The sequence below is a fragment of the Acidovorax sp. BL-A-41-H1 genome, from assembly GCF_051942715.1.
Genome location: NZ_JBPVJQ010000003.1, coordinates 783,939 through 801,208, shown reverse-complemented (window position 1 = coordinate 801,208; position 17,270 = coordinate 783,939). Strand labels below are relative to the sequence as shown.

16 protein-coding genes are annotated in these 17,270 nt (G+C 68.6%); 10 read left to right on the top strand and 6 right to left on the bottom strand.

Annotation, left to right across the window (positions count from 1 at the left end; translation table 11 throughout):
• The first annotated feature begins 5 nt into the window (after positions 1 to 5).
• The 4 genes from ACTPOI_RS04640 to ACTPOI_RS04625 all read left to right on the top strand — a co-directional run bounded on the left by ACTPOI_RS04640 (position 6) and on the right by ACTPOI_RS04625 (position 3,698).
• On the top strand, positions 6 to 962 hold the full coding sequence (locus tag ACTPOI_RS04640) for a PhoH family protein (RefSeq protein ID WP_440106871.1): 957 nt from the start codon (positions 6 to 8) through the stop codon (positions 960 to 962).
• 77 nt (positions 963 to 1,039) lie between these two features.
• Positions 1,040 to 1,498 carry an rRNA maturation RNase YbeY gene (ybeY, locus tag ACTPOI_RS04635; protein ID WP_440106869.1) on the top strand — a complete coding sequence of 153 codons (459 nt, stop codon included), beginning with the start codon at positions 1,040 to 1,042 and terminating at the stop codon, positions 1,496 to 1,498.
• A gap of 110 nt (positions 1,499 to 1,608) precedes the next feature.
• Positions 1,609 to 2,391, top strand: a complete 783-nt coding sequence (locus ACTPOI_RS04630) for a sulfite exporter TauE/SafE family protein (protein ID WP_440106867.1) — start codon at positions 1,609 to 1,611, stop codon at positions 2,389 to 2,391.
• The gene (locus ACTPOI_RS04625) at positions 2,388 to 3,698 is read left to right on the top strand and encodes an MFS transporter (RefSeq protein WP_440106865.1); all 1,311 of its coding nucleotides are present in this window, start codon (positions 2,388 to 2,390) and stop codon (positions 3,696 to 3,698) included. Before ACTPOI_RS04630 ends, ACTPOI_RS04625 begins: the two co-directional genes overlap by 4 nt.
• Positions 3,699 to 3,737: 39 nt before the next feature.
• Here the strand turns inward: ACTPOI_RS04625 and dtd are convergent, their stop codons facing one another.
• Together dtd and ACTPOI_RS04615 are read right to left on the bottom strand one after the other, a co-directional pair.
• Entirely contained in the window at positions 3,738 to 4,190 is a 453-nt protein-coding gene (dtd, locus tag ACTPOI_RS04620; RefSeq protein ID WP_440106863.1) for a D-aminoacyl-tRNA deacylase, read from the bottom strand.
• A complete protein-coding gene (locus ACTPOI_RS04615; protein ID WP_440106861.1) occupies positions 4,187 to 5,158 on the bottom strand; it encodes a cation diffusion facilitator family transporter in 972 nt (323 codons plus the stop codon). Before ACTPOI_RS04615 ends, dtd begins: the two co-directional genes overlap by 4 nt.
• A gap of 67 nt (positions 5,159 to 5,225) precedes the next feature.
• On the opposite strand from ACTPOI_RS04615, the gene ACTPOI_RS04610 reads away from it, so the two are divergent.
• The 4 genes from ACTPOI_RS04610 to ACTPOI_RS04595 all read left to right on the top strand — a co-directional run bounded on the left by ACTPOI_RS04610 (position 5,226) and on the right by ACTPOI_RS04595 (position 8,792).
• Positions 5,226 to 6,764 (top strand): sensor histidine kinase, encoded by a 1,539-nt coding sequence (locus tag ACTPOI_RS04610; RefSeq protein WP_440106859.1) that lies wholly within the window; start codon positions 5,226 to 5,228, stop codon positions 6,762 to 6,764.
• 30 nt (positions 6,765 to 6,794) lie between these two features.
• A complete protein-coding gene (locus ACTPOI_RS04605; protein ID WP_440106856.1) occupies positions 6,795 to 7,427 on the top strand; it encodes a response regulator transcription factor in 633 nt (210 codons plus the stop codon).
• Positions 7,428 to 7,566: 139 nt separating this feature from the next.
• Positions 7,567 to 8,061, top strand: coding sequence for a GlcG/HbpS family heme-binding protein (locus ACTPOI_RS04600; protein WP_440106854.1), 495 nt, complete (start codon positions 7,567 to 7,569; stop codon positions 8,059 to 8,061).
• 41 nt (positions 8,062 to 8,102) lie between these two features.
• Positions 8,103 to 8,792 carry an ankyrin repeat domain-containing protein gene (locus tag ACTPOI_RS04595; RefSeq protein ID WP_440106852.1) on the top strand — a complete coding sequence of 230 codons (690 nt, stop codon included), beginning with the start codon at positions 8,103 to 8,105 and terminating at the stop codon, positions 8,790 to 8,792.
• A gap of 55 nt (positions 8,793 to 8,847) precedes the next feature.
• Here ACTPOI_RS04595 and ACTPOI_RS04590 read toward each other — a convergent pair whose 3' ends face one another.
• From ACTPOI_RS04590 to dbpA, 4 genes are all read right to left on the bottom strand, one after another.
• On the bottom strand, positions 8,848 to 9,666 hold the full coding sequence (locus ACTPOI_RS04590) for an amidohydrolase family protein (protein WP_440106850.1): 819 nt from the start codon (positions 9,664 to 9,666) through the stop codon (positions 8,848 to 8,850).
• 3 nt (positions 9,667 to 9,669) lie between these two features.
• Positions 9,670 to 10,680, bottom strand: a complete 1,011-nt coding sequence (locus ACTPOI_RS04585) for a tripartite tricarboxylate transporter substrate binding protein (protein ID WP_440106848.1) — start codon at positions 10,678 to 10,680, stop codon at positions 9,670 to 9,672.
• A gap of 24 nt (positions 10,681 to 10,704) precedes the next feature.
• Entirely contained in the window at positions 10,705 to 11,448 is a 744-nt protein-coding gene (locus ACTPOI_RS04580) for a GntR family transcriptional regulator (RefSeq protein ID WP_440106846.1), read from the bottom strand.
• A gap of 387 nt (positions 11,449 to 11,835) precedes the next feature.
• Positions 11,836 to 13,239: an ATP-dependent RNA helicase DbpA gene (gene dbpA / locus ACTPOI_RS04575; RefSeq protein WP_440106844.1), complete on the bottom strand. Its 1,404-nt coding sequence runs from the start codon at positions 13,237 to 13,239 to the stop codon at positions 11,836 to 11,838.
• Between the two features lie 166 nt (positions 13,240 to 13,405).
• Here dbpA and ACTPOI_RS04570 point away from each other — a divergent pair, with 166 nt between their 5' ends.
• Positions 13,406 to 15,484: a putative bifunctional diguanylate cyclase/phosphodiesterase gene (locus ACTPOI_RS04570; RefSeq protein ID WP_440106842.1), complete on the top strand. Its 2,079-nt coding sequence runs from the start codon at positions 13,406 to 13,408 to the stop codon at positions 15,482 to 15,484.
• 259 nt (positions 15,485 to 15,743) lie between these two features.
• Entirely contained in the window at positions 15,744 to 17,225 is a 1,482-nt protein-coding gene (locus ACTPOI_RS04565) for an AMP nucleosidase (RefSeq protein WP_440106840.1), read from the top strand.
• Positions 17,226 to 17,270: the final 45 nt, after the last annotated feature.

Here is a 17,270-nt window from a genome sequence, read left to right as displayed (position 1 = left end):
TCAGCGTGATCCTGCGCCACACCTTCACCCCCCACAACAACACCCGCCTCACCCACCTGTGTGGCCCGGCCGATGCGCATCTGCGCACCATCGAGACGGCCTTGCAGGTGAGCATTGCGCACCGGCACGAGCAGTTCAAGGTCGATGGCCCCAAGGCCAAGGCCACGCAGGCCATGGAGCTGCTGCAGGCGCTGTACGAGATGGCCGAGCGGCCTATTGCCGAAGACCACCTGCAGCTGATGCTGGCGGGCGACAGCGAACTGCTGGATGCGCCCGCAGACGCCATCGTGCTCAACACGCGCCGGGCCGACCTGCGGGGCCGCACGCCCACGCAAAACCTGTACCTGCAGAACATCGCCAGCCATGACATCACCTTTGGCATCGGCCCGGCCGGCACCGGCAAGACGTACCTGGCCGTGGCCTGCGCGGTGGATGCGCTGGAGCGCAGCAGTGTGCAGCGCATCGTGCTCACGCGCCCGGCGGTCGAGGCCGGTGAGCGCCTGGGCTTTCTGCCCGGCGACCTGGCCCAGAAGGTGGACCCCTACCTGCGCCCGCTGTATGACGCGCTGTACGAACTGATGGGCCACGACAAGGTGCTCAAGGCGTTCGAGCGCAACGCCATCGAGATCGCCCCGCTGGCCTTCATGCGCGGGCGCACGCTCAACAACGCCTTCGTGATCCTGGACGAAGCCCAGAACACCACGCCCGAGCAGATGAAGATGTTCCTCACCCGCATCGGCTTCGGATCGCGCGCGGTGGTGACGGGCGACGTGAGCCAGATCGACCTGCCCAAGGGCGCGATGAGCGGCCTGGTGGACGCCGAGCGCGTGCTCAAGCGGGTCAAAGGGATTTCGGTCACGCGCTTTACCAGCGCCGACGTGGTGCGCCACCCGCTGGTGGCCCGCATCGTGGACGCCTACGACGCGCCACGCCGCGCGGTAGCGGCACGCACGCGCGACTGAGCCCTTCGATCGCACTCCTGATTTGATAGCTGCAGGCGCTTTCATATCAAGCACCAGAGGCCGAAAACACTCAAAATATGCCCCTGAACCAACTCTCCCTGTCGCTGCAGTTCGGCACCTTTGACGGCGCCGCCGCCCACCGGGCCGTGCTGCCACGCCACAAGGTCACGCGCTGGATTCGCCACGCGCTGGCGACCGACGCCGAGATCACCGTGCGCATCGTGGGCGAGGAAGAAGGCCGCCAGCTCAACCGCGAGTACCGCCAGAAGGACTACGCCACCAACGTGCTCACCTTCGACTACACGCAAGAGCCCGTGGTCACCGCCGACCTGGTGCTGTGCGCCCCCGTGATCGAGCGCGAGGCGCAGGAGCAGAACAAGACCCTGGAAGAGCACTACGCCCACATGCTGGTGCACGGCACACTGCACGCGCAGGGCTGGGACCACGAGACCAGCGAGGCCGATGCCAACGAGATGGAGGAATACGAAACCGCCATCCTCCAGGAGCTGGGGTTCGAAGACCCGTACGCCACCTGAGAGGCCGCAGCGCGCTGGCAGCGCAGTCGGCCGACCCTGCAAAGCAGTCACACCTTTTACAGTCGCAATCACGACTGGCCACCCCTCCACCTGCACCTAAGATCGGTGCAATGCCGCGTGCGCAATGCCGCGGCCAAGGAGATGTTGTGGATACCGCCCTGCTGCTCGCCGCCGCCTTCGTCGCGGGGGCCCTCAATGCCGTTGCCGGAGGCGGCAGCTTTCTGACCCTGCCTGCACTGGTGTTCACCGGCGTGCCGCCCGTGGTAGCCAACGCCACGGGCACCGTCGCCCTGCTGCCGGGCTACATGGCGGGCGCGTGGGGCTTTCGCGAAGACATGCAGCCGCCGCCCGGCCTGTCGATGCGTGCCATCGTGCTGCTGGCCCTGATCGGCGGCTCGGCGGGGGCGGCGCTGTTGCTCATCACGCCCGACGCCACCTTCCGCAAGGTCGTGCCCTGGCTGCTGCTGGCGGCCACGGCCATGTTTGCCTTTGGCCCGCGGCTGCGCCAGTGGGCAGGCGCCTCGGCCCAGGGCCCCGCCGCGCCCTGGAAAGCCGCCCTAGGCATGCTGGCCGTGGCGGGCTACGGCGGGTACTTCAATGGCGGGCTGGGCATCTTGCTGCTGGCGCTGTTCGGCCTGCTGGGGCAGACGCAGCTCAACGCCATGAACGGCATGAAGAACCTGGTCTCGGCTCTGCTCACCGCGATTGCCGTGGCCATCTACGCCGCGGGCGGCATCGTGCTGTGGCCGCAGGCGCTGCTGATGATGGTGGCCGCCACCGCAGGCGGCTACGGCGGCGCGCGCGTGGCGCGCAAGCTGCCGGCCCATGTGCTGCGCTGGGGCATCGTCGCCACCGGGCTGGTGATGGCGGCCGTGTTCTTCTGGCGCCAGTGAACGGCAGCCCCCAAGTCCCGTCTTCCACGCAGGTGCCCACGCACGGCGTTGCGGAGGGTGGTCGCCCGCCCACCCGTGCGCTGTGGGCCATGCTGCTCACGCTGCTCAGCGGCTTCGCGCTCAGCCAGGCGTTTCGCACCACCACAGGCATGGTGGCGCAGGGGCTGATGGCGGATTTTGGACTGTCTCCCGGGGCGCTGGGCGCGTTCGCCGGGCTGTTCGGCCTGTCGTTCGGCGTGGCGCAGCTGCTGATGGGCGTGGGGCTCGATCTGTACGGCCTGCGGCGCACGGTGCTCACCGCGTTCCCGCTGGCGGTGGCGGGCTCGGCCCTGTCGGCGGCTGCGCCCAGCTACCCGTGGCTGATGGCGGGGCAACTGTTGATCGGCGTGGGCTGCTCGCCCGCCTTCCTGGCCTGCACGCTGTTCATCGCGCGGCAGTTTCCGGCCGAGCGGTTTGCGTATCTCTCGGGCGTGGCCATGGGCGTGGGCGGGCTGGGCCTGCTGTTCACCGGCACGCCGCTGGCCTGGCTGGTGCAGCACGGTGGCGGCTGGCGCACGGGGTACGCCGTGCTGGCGGTGCTCAGCGCGCTGTCGTGGATGCTGATCTGGCTGCGCGTGCACGAGCCCGCCCCGCTGGTGCCGCCCCCGGCGCAGCGCGAAACCTGGGGCCAGGCGCTGCTGGGCTTTGGCCAGCTGCTCACGGTGCCGCACAGCTGGGGCATCCTGCTGCTGGGCATGTCGGGCTACGCCGCATTTTTGTCACTGCGCGGGCTGTGGCTGGCGCCGCTGCTGATGGACCGCTACCACCTCTCGCTGGTGGACAGCGGCAACGTGGCGCTGGGCCTGTCGCTGATTGCGCTGTTTGCACCGGGGCTGGCAGGCCGACTGGACCCGGGCATTGCCCGCCGCCGGCGCTGGATCGGCAATGCCTCGCTGCTGATGGCCGGGATGTTCGCGCTGCTGGCAGTCTTGCGCGTGCACCCTGCCGCCAGCGTGGTGCTGATCCTGCTGATGGGGCTGCTATCGGGCTACGGGGTGCTGCAGTACGCCGATGTGCGTGCTTCGTACCCGCCCGCGCTCACGGGCCGGGCGCTGTCGGCCTACACGATGGCGATGTTTCTGGGCGTGGCGCTGATGCAATGGTTCACCGGCATCGTGGCCACGGGGGCGCAACAGCGCGGCTGGGACGCACACACGGCCGTCATGCTGAGCATTGCAGTCTGGCTGGCGCTGGCCGCAGTTGCCTTCCGGGTGCTACCAGCGTCGCCGCTGCTCCCCAGCCGAAATAAAGGTAAAAACGGGCTGTAGCCCTTGCATCATTTGCCCCCATAGCTATATTTTTGATAGCTATTGAACCACCGGAGCCATGCGCAACGGGATCGTCACCGGTCCGTCGTTGATCAGGTGCACCTGCATGTCGGCCGCAAACTGGCCGGTGGCCACCACCGGGTGCAGCGTGCGGGCCCGGGCCACCACGTAGTCGTACAGCCGCCGACCTTCATCGGGCGCCGCAGCCTGGGTGAAGCTGGGGCGGTTGCCGCCCGCCGTGTCGGCCGCCAGCGTGAACTGGCTGACGAGCAGCAGGCCGCCCCCGACATCCTGCACGCTCTTGTTCATCTTGCCCGCGTCGTCGCTGAAGATGCGCAACTTGAGCAACTTGGCCAGCAGCCGGTCGGCCTCGGCCTCGGTGTCGTCGCGCTCGGCGCACACCAGCACCAGCAGGCCCTGGCCGATGGCCCCCACGGTCTGGCCGTCCACATCGACGCGGGCTTCGCGCACGCGTTGCAGCACGCTGATCATGGAATGGCTCCCTGGGGGTTGTCGCGCGGGTCGTCACGGGGGTCGTCGAAGTGCGCCTCCACATCGGTGGGCAGCAGCTCGATGGTGGCGCGCAGGCCCGGCACGGCCGCCATCAGCGCCCGCTCGACCTGGCCGCGCAGTTCGGCCGCGTGGCCCAGCGTCCAGTGCGCCGGCATGTGCAGGTGCATGTCCACAAACTGGCGCTGGCCGGCGCGGCGCGACGAGACATGGTCAAAACGCAGCGCGCCGGGCGGCTGGGCCTGCTGCACAAACTGCTGCAGCGTGGCGTCGATCCGGGCCTGCACCTCGGGCTCCACGGCCGAGTCCATCAGCCCCTGCGACGAGCGCCACACCAGCTCGACGCCTTCCTTGAGGATGTTGAGCGCCACCGCCATGGCGGCCACCGCATCGAGCCACAGCCAGCCCGTGAGCGCGGCGCCCGCAATGCCGACCAGAACGCCGGCCGACGTCCACACATCGGTGACGAGATGCCGCGCATCGGCCTCCAGCGCAATGGAGCGGTGCGCGCGCGCCGAGCGGAACATCACCCAGGCCAGCAAGCCGTTGAGTGCCGAGCTGAAGATCGACAGCCCCAGGCCCCAGCCCAGCTGCTCGATGGGCTGCGGGTCGAACAGGCGGTGCCCGGCGGCCCAGAAGATGCCCGCCGACACACCGATGATGAGGATGCCCTCGAACCCCGACGAGAAATACTCGGCCTTGTGGTGGCCGTAGGGGTGGTCATCATCCGCGGGGCGCTGGGCCACCGTCACCATGGCCAGGGCAAACACGGCGCTGGCCAGGTTCACAAACGACTCCATCGCGTCTGACAGCAGGCCGACCGAGCCGGTGACGTACCAGGCCAGCGTCTTGAGCACGATGGTGGCCACCGCCACCGCCACCGACGTGATCAGCAGGTTGCGCGGCGTGAGCCAGGCGGGGAATGCAGATGCGGAGGCGGGCGCAGGCATGGCGGCTTTCGGATCGGAGCAGGTACGGCGTGAATTACACCAGACGCTGCATGCCAGAATCCGCCGCATGTCCCAGCCATGGCGCCCCCGCACTTTTCCGCTGCAGCTTGCCAGCCTGCTGGCCTGTGTGCTGGTGGCCTGTGCGGGCGCAGGCGCCCTGGCGGTGTGGCGGCTGCACGACCTGCAGGCCGCCTTTGAGACCGACGCGCGCATCGTGCACCGCCTGCTGAGCCAGCGCGTGGTGCAGCACGATGCGGTGATGGCCACGCTGGCCCTGCTGCAGCCGCCCGCCACCGGCGCGAACGGCGGTGCGGGCAGCGCTGGCAGTGCCGACGCCCTGCCCCGTCTGCCCGCCGTATACCCGCAAATCCTGTCGGTGCTGCAGCGCCCGCCCGGAGCGCAATGGCCCGCTGATGTGCAAGCTGATCTGACTGCGGCCGAGGCTGCCTCCCAACGCTCGGGCCATGCCGCAATGGCGCTCCTCAACACCAGCGCGGGCCGCTACTACCTGGTGATGGCCGGGCGGCCCGCCAGCCACGCACTGCTGATTGACCTGCGCGCCACCGTGCCGCGCGACGAGTGGCCGATGGACATGGCCACCAGCCCGGTACGCGTGACGCTGGAGCACGGCGGCCAGTCGTTCGTGGTGCAGCCTGGCGGCATCGACCCGCGCGGATGGGGCCGCGAGTACGGCTTTCACAAGGTGCTGGCCGCCGCCAGCCAGCCGTTTGACGTAGTGGCCCGCCGCAGCGTGGGCCTGCACGAGCTACCCTGGTGGTCCATGCTGGGCTGGTGCGTGCTGACTGCTGCGCTGTGGGCCGCCGCGCTGGCCCTGCACCGCCAGCGCATTGCCCGCCAGCGGGCGGAAGAGCTGCTGCGCCTGGGCCAGGTGGCGCGCCTGAACACGCTGGGCGAGCTGGCCGCAGGCATGGCGCACGAACTGAACCAGCCGCTCACGGCCCTGCTGTCGGGCACGCAGGCCGCGCAGCGCCTGCTGGCCGAAGACCCGCCCGACCTGGCCACCGCCCAGACGGCCATGGCGCGCGCCGTGGAGCAGGCGCGCCGCGCGTCGGCCGTGGTGGGCCGGCTGCGCCGCCTGGTGGAGCGCGCCGACCCCGCAGGGCAAACCCAGCCGCTGGCGCTGCCCGCTGCCATCAGCGACGTGCTGCACCTGCTGGAGCCCGAGCTGGCCGCGCGCGGCATCGCGCCCGAGGTGACTGCTGCTGCCGACCTGCCCCCCGTGCTGGCCGACCCGGTGGCGCTGCAGCAGATCGTGCACAACCTGCTCATGAACGCCCTGCAGGCGCTGGAACAGGTACCGCCCGCCGAACGCCGCCTGCGCATCGGCATGGCCCGCAGCGGCGATGGCAGCGTGGCCCTGTCGGTGCGCGACCACGGGCCGGGCATCCCGGCGGATCAGCGCCTGCATGTATTCGAGCCTTTTCACACCACGCGCGACGGCGGCCTGGGGCTGGGCCTGACGCTGTGCGAAAGCCTGGCACAGGCCATGGGCGCGCAGCTGGTGCTAGCGCCCCTGCCCGCCCACCCCGCCGCGCAGGACCGCGGCGCCGAGTTCGTGCTGACCATGCCCGCCGTTGCTGGCTGACCCCGCGCTCCAGCCACTGCGCACCCGACCATGACGGACACCGCCGCCCCCCTCTCACCCCTCATCCACCTGGTCGATGACGACGCCGCCGTGCGTGAAGGCCTCGCCCTGCTCATCAGCACCGTAGGCCTGCGCGTGCAGACCTGGGCCGACCCGCTGACCTTCATGGCGGGGTTTGACCGCTCCAGCATCGGCGCCATCGTGCTCGATGTGCGCATGCCCGGCATCAGTGGCCTGGCCGTGCTGGAGCAGCTGCTGGCCCAGGGCGTGGACCAGCCCATGATCCTGCTGACCGGCCACGGCACGGTGGAGATGTGCCGCCGCGCCTTCAAGACCGGCGCGGCCGAGTTCCTCGAAAAACCGGTGGACGACGAGGTGCTGCTCGAAGCCCTGCAGAACGCCGTGCGCCAGCATGTGCGCTCGCGCGAGCGGCACCAGGCCGACCAGCAGGCGCGCGAACGCTACGCCCAGCTGTCGGGCCGCGAGCGCGAGGTGCTGGGGCTGATCATCGAAGGCCTGACCAACAAGGAAATCGGCCGCGCCCTCACGGTGTCGCCCCGCACGGTGGAAACCCACCGCGCCAACCTGTTTGCCAAGCTCGGGGCCGAATCGCTGGCGCAGCTGATCCGGCGGTACGCAGCCCTGGTGGACGCGGCACCCTGACCTGGCGTTCAAGGCGCTTCCGTAGTTCTACGGAGGCGCGCGCGTAGCCGCCCGAATGGCTGAAAACGGCAGGAATTTCTACAGTTCTCCCACGGCGCCACACACGGTGGCACCGACGTCAAAAACACCGGAGAACACCATGCAACACACCCTCGTCAAAGCTGCCGCCCTCACCCTGTCCCTGATCGCCACCGCCGCCAGCGCCGAAGGCGTGCGCACCGAAAAGAACATGTCGCTCGACCTCGCCACGCAGATCGCCGCACAGACCGTGGCCACCTGCACCGCCAATGGCTACGCCGTGACTGCCACCGTGGTCGACCGCGCAGGCACCGTGCGCGCCGTGCACCGCGCCGACAACGCCGGCCCGCACACGCTGGAAGCCAGCCGCCTGAAGGCCTACACGTCCGCATCGGCCAAGAACACCACGCTGGCCATGATGGAAGGCACGCAGAAGAACCCTGCGGCCGCCAACCTGGTGAACATCCCCGGCTACCTGCTGCTGGGCGGCGGCGTGCCCGTGAAGGTGGGCAATGAAGTGATCGGCGCCGTGGGCGTGGGCGGCGCACCCGGTGGTCACCTGGACGAGCAATGTGCAGTCGCAGGCATCGCCAAGGTGCAGGATCTGCTGAAGTAACCCCCCGCCCACACCTGCAACGCACGCCATCGGAGACACCCGTGAAGCACTGGAACCTTGTATTCACACTGGCCGCTGCACTGGCCTGTGCCACCACGGCCCAGGCCCAGGTGCCACCCACGGCGGCAGAAACTGCGGCCTACCAGGGCCTGCACGCGGCTGCGGCGCGGGGCGATGTGCCAAAACTCACCCAACTGATCGGGGCGCGAGCCGACGTGAACGCCCGCGATGGCTACGGGCGCACGCCGCTACACGTCGCCACCTATGCCCGGCAGGCCGAAGCGATCCGCGCCCTGGCCCAAGCGGGTGCCGACCTGAACGCGTTGGAGAAAGACCGCTACGACGCCGTGACCATCGCCGCCGTGGCCGACGACGAAGCCACGCTGCGCGTGCTGCTGCAACTGGGCGCCAGCGCGAAACAGGTGACCAGCCGCTACGACGGCACTGCGCTCATCGCCGCTGCCCACCTGGGGCACGACGGCGTGGTGCGCCATCTGATCGCCGCTGGCGCGCCGCTGGACCACGTGAACAACCTGCACTGGACGGCGCTCATCGAGTCCATCGTGCTGGGCAACGGCGGCCCGCGCCACCAGGCCTCACTGCAAGCCTTGTTACAGGCAGGCGCCAGCCACGCGCTGAGCGACCGGCAGGGCAACACGCCGCTGCAACTGGCGCGTCAGCGGGGCTTCAGCGAGATGGTGCGAATGCTGGAAGCGAAGGGGGCCAGGTAGATAGCGAGTGGGTGCGGGGCGCCTCAGTACCGAGACACCACACCCAGCCCGCACTTCAGCGGTACAGCTCTGCTCCCGCCATGCGCACCTTGTCGGCGCGCGCCGCGCCCAGGGCATCCACCACCGGCTCCCACACACTCGCGTAGGCGGGCATGGCGTGCGGCGCAAACGCCGTATGGGGCCAGTCCGAACCCCACACCAGCCGCTCGCCCATCAGCCCGGCCACGCGGCGGATCGCGCCGTGCAGTTCGGCGTAGGGGGCCACGGCCTCCAGGCGATACCAGCCCGACAGCTTGACCCATGCCCCCAAGTCGGCCAGCCTTGCCAGCGCCTGCCAGGCCGCATCGTCCTGCGCCAAGGCGGCGCGCATTCCCGCCAGATGGTCCAGCACACAGGGCAGCCCCGTTTGCGCATGCAGCTGGGCAATCTGCGCCAGTTGGGCGGGTGCCGCATACCACTGCACATGCCAGCCCAGCGCCTTCAGGCGGGGCGCCAGCGCCTGCATGGCCTGCGCCCCGTTGCCCACGGGGGACACCAGATTGAAACGCACGCCGCGCACGCCCAGTGCGTGCATGGTGTCCAGTTCGCTGTCGGCAATGCCGGTATCCACCACCACCACCGCGCGGTGCCGGCCCGGTTCGCGCGCCAGGGCATCGAGCACCAGCCGGTTGTCGATGCCGTACACACTGGGCTGCACCAACACGAGGTGGCCCACGCCCAGCTTCGCGGCTTCTGCCTCAACGCGTTCAAGGGGCTGGTGCGCAGGCTGGTAGTGCCCAGCCTGGACCGGGGCTGCGGCACCAAACACATGGACGTGCGTGTCCCATCCCTCCTGGGCATCCCGCAGCGGTGTGGATGTGGCCAGCGCACCCATGGGTCAGCCCACCACGATCTTGCGCTCGCGGATGACCTTGCCCCACTGCGCTTGCTGGGCCTGGATGAACTTGCCCGCACTGGCCTGGGTGGCATCGGGAAAGGCATCGCCGCCCAGCGCGCGGATGCGGCCCAGCACCTCAGGGTCTGCCAACGCCTTGCTGATGGCGTTGACCAGCTGCGTGCGCACCTCGGGCGCAATGCCCGCCGGGGCCAGCACGGGATTCCACTCCAGCACTTCGTAGTCGGCCACGCCGGCCTGCGCCATGGTGGGCACATCGGGCAGCGAACGGGCGCGCACGGCGCTGGTCACTGCCAGCGGCCGCAGCTTGCCCGCCTGGATGTGGCCCAGGGACGAGGCCACGTTGGCAAAGAACAGCGGCACCTGCCCGCCCATCACGTCGTTCATGGCAGGGCCGCCCCCACGGTAGGGAATGTGGGACAGCCGCACGCCTGTGCGCTCTTCAAACAACGCCCCTGCCAGATGCTGGGCCGAGCCATTGCCGGACGACGCATAGGCCACGTCCTCGGGCTTGGCCTTGGCGCGTGCGATGACCTCCTTGACGGAGTTGACGCCGAAGCCCGGGTGGCACACCAGCACGTTCGGAAAGGTCGCCAACACGGCCAATGGCACAAAGGCCGTGTTGCTGTCGTAGGGCAGCTTGGGGTAGAGCGATGGATTGACGGCGAACGACGATGCATCGAGCAGCAGTGTGGTGCCATCCGGCGTGGCGCGGGCCACGGCCGATGCGGCCAGCTGGCCGCTGGCGCCGGGCTTGTTGTCCACCACCACGCCTTGCCCCAGCGCCTCGGCCATGCGGGGCGCGATGATGCGGGCCATCAGGTCGGCACCGCCGCCTGCCGGGTAGGACACCACGAGCGTGATGGTGCGCCCAGCCGGGATGCCCGCCGCGCGGGTATGCACCCAGGGCGCGGCGAGCAGTGCGCCCGCGCCCACGAGGGCAGCACGGCGGGACAGGGAGCGAGGTGCTCCGGGGATGGAGGAATGCGGCATGGAAGTCTCCTTGTGGTTGTCAGGTCAGGTGATCGTCACGGTGTAGTGAAAAGCGTTGGCATCGCCGCGCGTGGTGCGCCATTCGACGCAGCGCCCGCCCAGGTCGTAGGCAGCCCGTTGCACCACCACGCCCGGATGGCCGGCGGCCAGCCCCAGGTGGATGGCCTGCGCGGCCGTCAGCACGGCAAAGCCAATGTCGTCCACGGCACGGTGCACATGCACGCCACAGCGGCGCGCAAACATGGGGTACAGCAGGTCGTCCCATTCAGCGGTGCTGCCTTCGGTCAGGGGCGCGAACACATCCAGCGGCAACCACAGCTCTTCCAGCAGACAGGGCTGGTCGGCCAGCAGGCGCAAACGCTGCAGCCGCAGCACCATCTCGCCCGTGGCCAAGCCCAGCCTGCGTGCCACGGCGGCCGGGGCCGCCACGCGCTGGCGCGACAGGATGCGCGAGCGCGGCATTTCGCCACTGCCGCTGTCAAACCGGAAAAACCGCAGCATCGACGCACCGGCAATGCCCTGGCGCACAAAGGTGCCCCGGCCGTGGATGCGTTCCACCAAGCCTTGCGCCACCAGGAGTTCCAGCGCGCGGCGCATGGTGCCCAGCGCCACCTGGTGCTCGGTGGCCAGCAGGCTTTCTGCCGGCAGGGCCGAGCCGGGCGGCCATTCCCCAGCCACCACGCGGGCACGCAGGGCAGCGGCCAGAGCGGCGTAGCGGCTCAGTCCCGGGGCACTGTCAAAGGCAACAACCTTGTGGGATGGGGTCATGCCAAGAACTATAGTCCTCTATAGGTCTTAGTGCAATGCGCAGATGCAACAGGCGGCGTGAAAAAAACTCCGGAAATGATTCGACGCCGGGCAGGATCTATTAACTATCAAATCGATAGCAACAAATGACACCCATCAAGCGCCAGAGGCAGCTTTCACCCAAACCGTCACCTGCCACCAGCGCAGCCAGGCTCCGCGCAGCAGCGCTGGCCCCACGTGAGCGCCTCAGAGGCTGAGAGTTTTTTAGCCGAGCCCGAAAAGCGCGCAAAAACGCCTCGGATCTAGGCGCAAAGCACAGCCATAGCTCGGGCTATGGCGAGCATTTGCAACGACGAGCTGGGGCGTTTTCGCGTGCAAGGCGGGCATGGATAAAAGACTCTCAGCCTCTCAGTCCGTGACGAGCCGCGCCTTCACCGCCTTGCCCTTCACACGCCCCTGGTTCAGCCGCTGCACGGCCTGCGCGCCGATGGCGCGGTCCACAGCCACATAAGTGGAAAAGTCGTTCACATTGATCTTGCCCACCTGCTCGCGGGTGTAGCCCATGTCGCCGGTCAGCGCGCCCAGCACGTCGCCGGCGCGGATCTTTTCCTTGCGCCCGCCAATGATCTGGATGGTGACCATGGGCGGCACCAGCGGGCCGCTGCCTGCGGGTGTGAGCTCGGCCACCGGGAACCAGCGCGATTCGCGGCCCTGCAGCTGCTCGATCTTGCCCACAAAACCCATCTCGTCCATGCTGGCCAGGTTCAGCGCCAGGCCCTCGGCATCGCCCCGGCCGGTGCGGCCGATGCGGTGGATGTGCACCTCGGCATCGGGCGTCACGTCCACATTGATCACGGCGGCCAGGTTGGCAATGTCCAGCCCGCGTGCGGCCACGTCGGTGGCCACCAGCACCGAGCAGCTCCGGTTGGCAAACTGCACCAGCACCTGGTCGCGCTCGCGCTGCTCCAGCTCGCCAAACAGCGCCAGCGCGCTAAAGCCCTGGGCCTGCAGCACGCCCACCAGGTCGCGGCACTGCTGCTTGGTGTTGCAAAACGCAATCGATGAATCGGGCCGGAAATGGTTGAGCAGCTGCGACACAGCATGCAGGCGCTCGCTGTTCTTCACCTCGTACCAGCGCTGCTCGATCTTGCCTTCGGCATGCTGGGCCTGCACCGTGATCTGCTGCGGGCTCTTCATGAACTGGGCGGCCAGCCTGGCGATGCCCTCGGGGTAGGTGGCCGAGAACAGCAGAGTCTGGCGCTCCTTGGGGCACTGCTTGGCCACGACGACGATGTCGTCGAAGAAGCCCATGTCCAGCATGCGGTCGGCCTCGTCCAGCACCAGCGTGTTCAGGGCCTCCAGGCTCAGGTGCTGGCGCTCCAGGTGGTCCATCACGCGGCCGGGGGTGCCCACCACGATGTGCGCGCCGTGCTCCAGGCTCAGCATCTGCCCGCGCAGCGGCACACCGCCGCACAGCGTCACCACCTTGATGTTTTCCTCGGCACGGGCCAGGCGGCGGATTTCGGTGGTGACCTGGTCGGCCAGCTCGCGCGTGGGGCACAGCACCAGCGCCTGCACGGCAAAGCGGCGGGGGTTGAGGTTGGCCAGCAGGGCCAGGGCAAAGGCGGCGGTCTTGCCGCTGCCGGTGCTCGCCTGGGCGATGATGTCCTTGCCCAGCAGCGCGGGCGGCAGGCTGGCCGCCTGGATGGGGGTCATGGTCGTGTAGCCCAGCTGCTGCAGGTTGGCCAGCACGGCAGGGCTCAGCGCCAGCGTGCTGAAGGCAGCGCCGGCTTGGTTTTCTTTGGAGGTCATGCGCGGATTATCCGGCCCCGCCCCGTGGAGGCCATGCCGGTACACGCTGCGAGGGCTTGGCGCAGCCCGGGGCACTGGTGGAATCCCGGAGCCGCAGCCAGCCAGGGAGCGACGACAGCTTGTTACATATCGGATATAACTTGTGGAGCAAACCGCGCCCCGCCCCATGACAGATATTCCTCTCCTTGGCGATACCGCCAGTACAGCCGAGTCCGGCGACGGGTTGCTCGGAGCGATTGCGGATGCGGTCCCGGCACTGATCGCGTACTACGGCGTGCCTGACATGCATTGCAGGTACGCCAACGAGGCCTACGCCGCGTACACAGGCCACACCGCCGCATCCATTGTGGGCCTGTCGGTGCATGAAACGCTTGGCGGCGTGACCTGGGAGGGGATCCGCCACGATGTCGAGCGCGCCGTGCGCGGCCAGCGCGTCAGGTACAACCGCGAGCACAAGCTCCACACCGGAGAGACGCGGCTGTTTGAGGTGCAGCTCATCCCGCACTTTGACAGGGCCATGAAGGTTCAGCTCGGCTGTCACGTCTTCATCATCGATATCACGGAGCGCTGGAAAGCCGAGCGCACCATGCGCGAGAGCGAAGAGCGCATGCGCAAGTTCTCCGAAGCGACGCAGGAGGCCATCGTCTTCCACCACGAGGGTGTGATTACCGACGGCAACGAGGCACTGATCCGCCTCACGGGCTACCCGCTGCATGAAATCGTGGGGCGGTCCATCTTCAGTTTCATCAGCCCCGAATGGCGCGCGCTGGCCATCGAATACACCCGCGCCGAGCGCGAGCATCCGTACGAGGTCACCGTCCGCCACCGCGACGGCCACATCATCCCCGTGGAGGTCACTGGCAAGACCTTGCCGACGGAGCGCGCGGGCTACCGCATCGTCGTGGTGCGCGACATCACCGCCCGCAAGCAGGCGCAGGCGCGCGAAGCCTTCATGGCGCTGCACGACCCGCTCACGCAGCTGCCCAACCGCCACTTCCTGATGGAGCAGCTGGCACAGGTGCTGGCGCTGGCGCGCCGCCGCGAAGGGCGTGCTGCCGTGCTCTTCCTCAACCTTGACCACTTCAAGACAGTGAACGACTCGCTGGGCCACCAGGCGGGAGACCGGCTGCTGTGCGACGTGGCCGAGCGCCTGCGCGCGGGCGTGCGCGACGCCGACATCGTGGCCCGGGTCGGCGGCGATGAATTCGTGGTGGTGCTGACCGATGTGCAGGACGCAAACGGCGCGGCCGCCGTGGCCGACGAGCTGCTGGCCGCCATGAACGCGATGTTCATGCTGGACCAGATCCCGCTGTCCATGTCGCATTCGATAGGCATCAGCATCTTTCCCGACCATGCCGGCACGGCGGACGTGCTGCTGCGCTGTGCCGACGCCGCCATGCACCATGCCAAGGACAGTGGCCGGGGTCACCGGCAGTTCTACGAACCCAGCATGGACGGTGGCGCCCTCGACGTGCTGCACAAGGAGCGCCTGCTGCGCAAGGCCATCGCCGAATCCGGGTTCGTGCTGCACTACCAGCCGCAGATCCGCCTGGAAGACCGCTCGCTGCAGGGCATGGAGGCGCTGGTGCGCTGGCAACACCCGGAACGCGGCCTCGTCGGGCCCGGCGAGTTCATCGAGTTTGCCGAGTCGCGGGGCCTGATTGCGCACATTGGCCGCTGGGTGATGCGCGAGGCCTGCCGTCAGCTCAAGGAATGGCAGGACCTGGGGCTGGCGCTGGTACCCGTGGCCATCAACCTGTCGGCCATCGAGTTCCGCCAGCGCGACGTGGCCGCCGAGATTGCCGGCGTGCTCCAGGAAACCGGTCTGGAGCCACGCTACCTCGAAATCGAACTCACGGAATCGGTGCTGATGCACCACACCGGTCAGGTGCTCGACACCCTGATGGCCCTGAAGGCGTTGGGCGTCGGCGTATCGATTGACGACTTCGGCACCGGCTACTCGTCGCTGGCCTACCTCAAGCGCTATCCCATCGACAAGCTCAAGATCGACCGGTCCTTCGTGATGGACACCCCCGGAAACGCCGACGACGTCGCCATCGTCACGGCCATCATCCAGATGGCGCACAACCTGCAGCTGAAAACGGTGGCAGAAGGCGTGGAAACCGGCCCCCAGATGGAACTGCTGGGCCACCTGGGTTGCGACTCGGTCCAGGGCTACCTGGTGTCGCCACCGATGGCGGCCGATGCGGCGCTGCAGTGGCTGCGCAAAGCTGCAGGGCGCTAGCCCCGCCGCTGCCAAGCCACGCCAGGCAACATCTGCACAGGGCCTCGCAAGGATGCACCGGTGAGGATCGCAACAGGCCACAAAGGCGGTCTCCTGTGGCCCGTGGCTGGGCCGTTGGCGGAAGCCGCGACGCCGCAGTCCGCCCGGGGCCCCGCCCGCGCAGATGGCAGGGAGACTTGCCATCGCCCCTTTGCGATGCCCGAGCAGGCCATGACCGCGTTTTCACCGGTAGCGCCCGGGGCTTGTGGACAATAGCGACATGCCCCTCATCCCCGACTTCATCGCCCCCACCCGCCACACCGACCCGGCCGAAGCGCTGGCACAGGTACAGCGCATCTACCAGCAGCAGATCGGCCACCTGCGCGAGGCCATGCAGCGCTTTGTGGCGGGCGAAACGCCGCAGGGCGGCGTGCGCGCGTTCTACCCGTTTGTGCGCGTGCACACCACCACCGTGGCCCGGGCCGACAGCAAGCTGGCCTACGGCTTTGTGGAAGGCCCCGGCCGCTACGAGACCACGCTGACGCGCCCCGACCTGTTTGCACGCTACTACACCGAGCAGTTCCGCCTGCTGCGCGCCAGCCACAACGTGGAGCTGGAGGTGGGCACCAGCGCGCACCCGATTCCCATCCACTTCTCGTTTGCCGAGCACGACCACATCGAGGGCACCCTGAGCCAGGAACGCCGCATGCTGATGCGCGACGTGTTCGACCTGCCCGACCTGGCCGCCATGGACGACGGCATTGCCAACGGCACCTGGGAGGCGCGCCCGGGCGAGGCGCAGCCCCTGTCGCTGTTCACCGCGCCGCGGGTGGACTACTCGCTGCACCGCCTGCGCCACTACACCGGCACCGCACCCGAGTGGTTCCAGAACTTCGTGCTGTTTACGAACTACCAGTTCTACATCGACGAATTCGTACGCCTGGGGCATGCCGAGATGGCCAAGGAGGACAGCGAGTACATCGCCTTCATCGAGCCCGGCAACGTGGTCACGCGCCGCACCGGGCTGGATGCAGAAGCCGGCGACGAGCTGGGCGTAGCCCCGCCCCGCCTGCCGCAGATGCCCGCCTACCACCTGGTGCGCAAGGACCGAAGCGGCATCACGATGGTCAACATCGGCGTGGGGCCGTCCAACGCCAAGACCATCACCGACCACATTGCCGTGCTGCGCCCCCATGCGTGGATGATGCTCGGCCACTGCGCCGGCTTGCGCAACAGCCAGCAGCTGGGCGACTACGTGCTGGCCCACGCCTATGTGCGTGAAGACCACGTGCTCGACGAAGAACTGCCCTTGTGGGTGCCGATCCCGGCGCTCGCAGAGATCCAGCTGGCGCTGCAGCAGGCCGTAGCCGATGTGACGCAGGTGCCCGAGGCCGACCTCAAGCGCTTCATGCGCACAGGCACCGTGGCCAGCACCGATAACCGCAACTGGGAGCTGCTGCCCGACAACATGCCCCAGCGCCGCTTCAGCCAGAGCCGCGCCGTGGCGCTGGACATGGAAAGCGCCACCATCGCGGCGAACGGTTTCCGGTTCCGCGTGCCCTACGGCACCCTGCTGTGCGTGAGCGACAAGCCACTGCACGGCGAGATCAAGCTGCCCGGCATGGCCAACCACTTCTACCGCGAGCGCGTGGACCAGCACCTGCGCATCGGCATGCGCGCGATCGAGATCCTGCGCAAGGGAGGCGTGGCGCGGCTGCACAGCCGCAAGCTGCGCAGCTTTGCCGAAGTGGCCTTCCAGTAGACTTCAGCGCCCTCATCGCAGCCCCATCACCTGCCCCGGAGCATT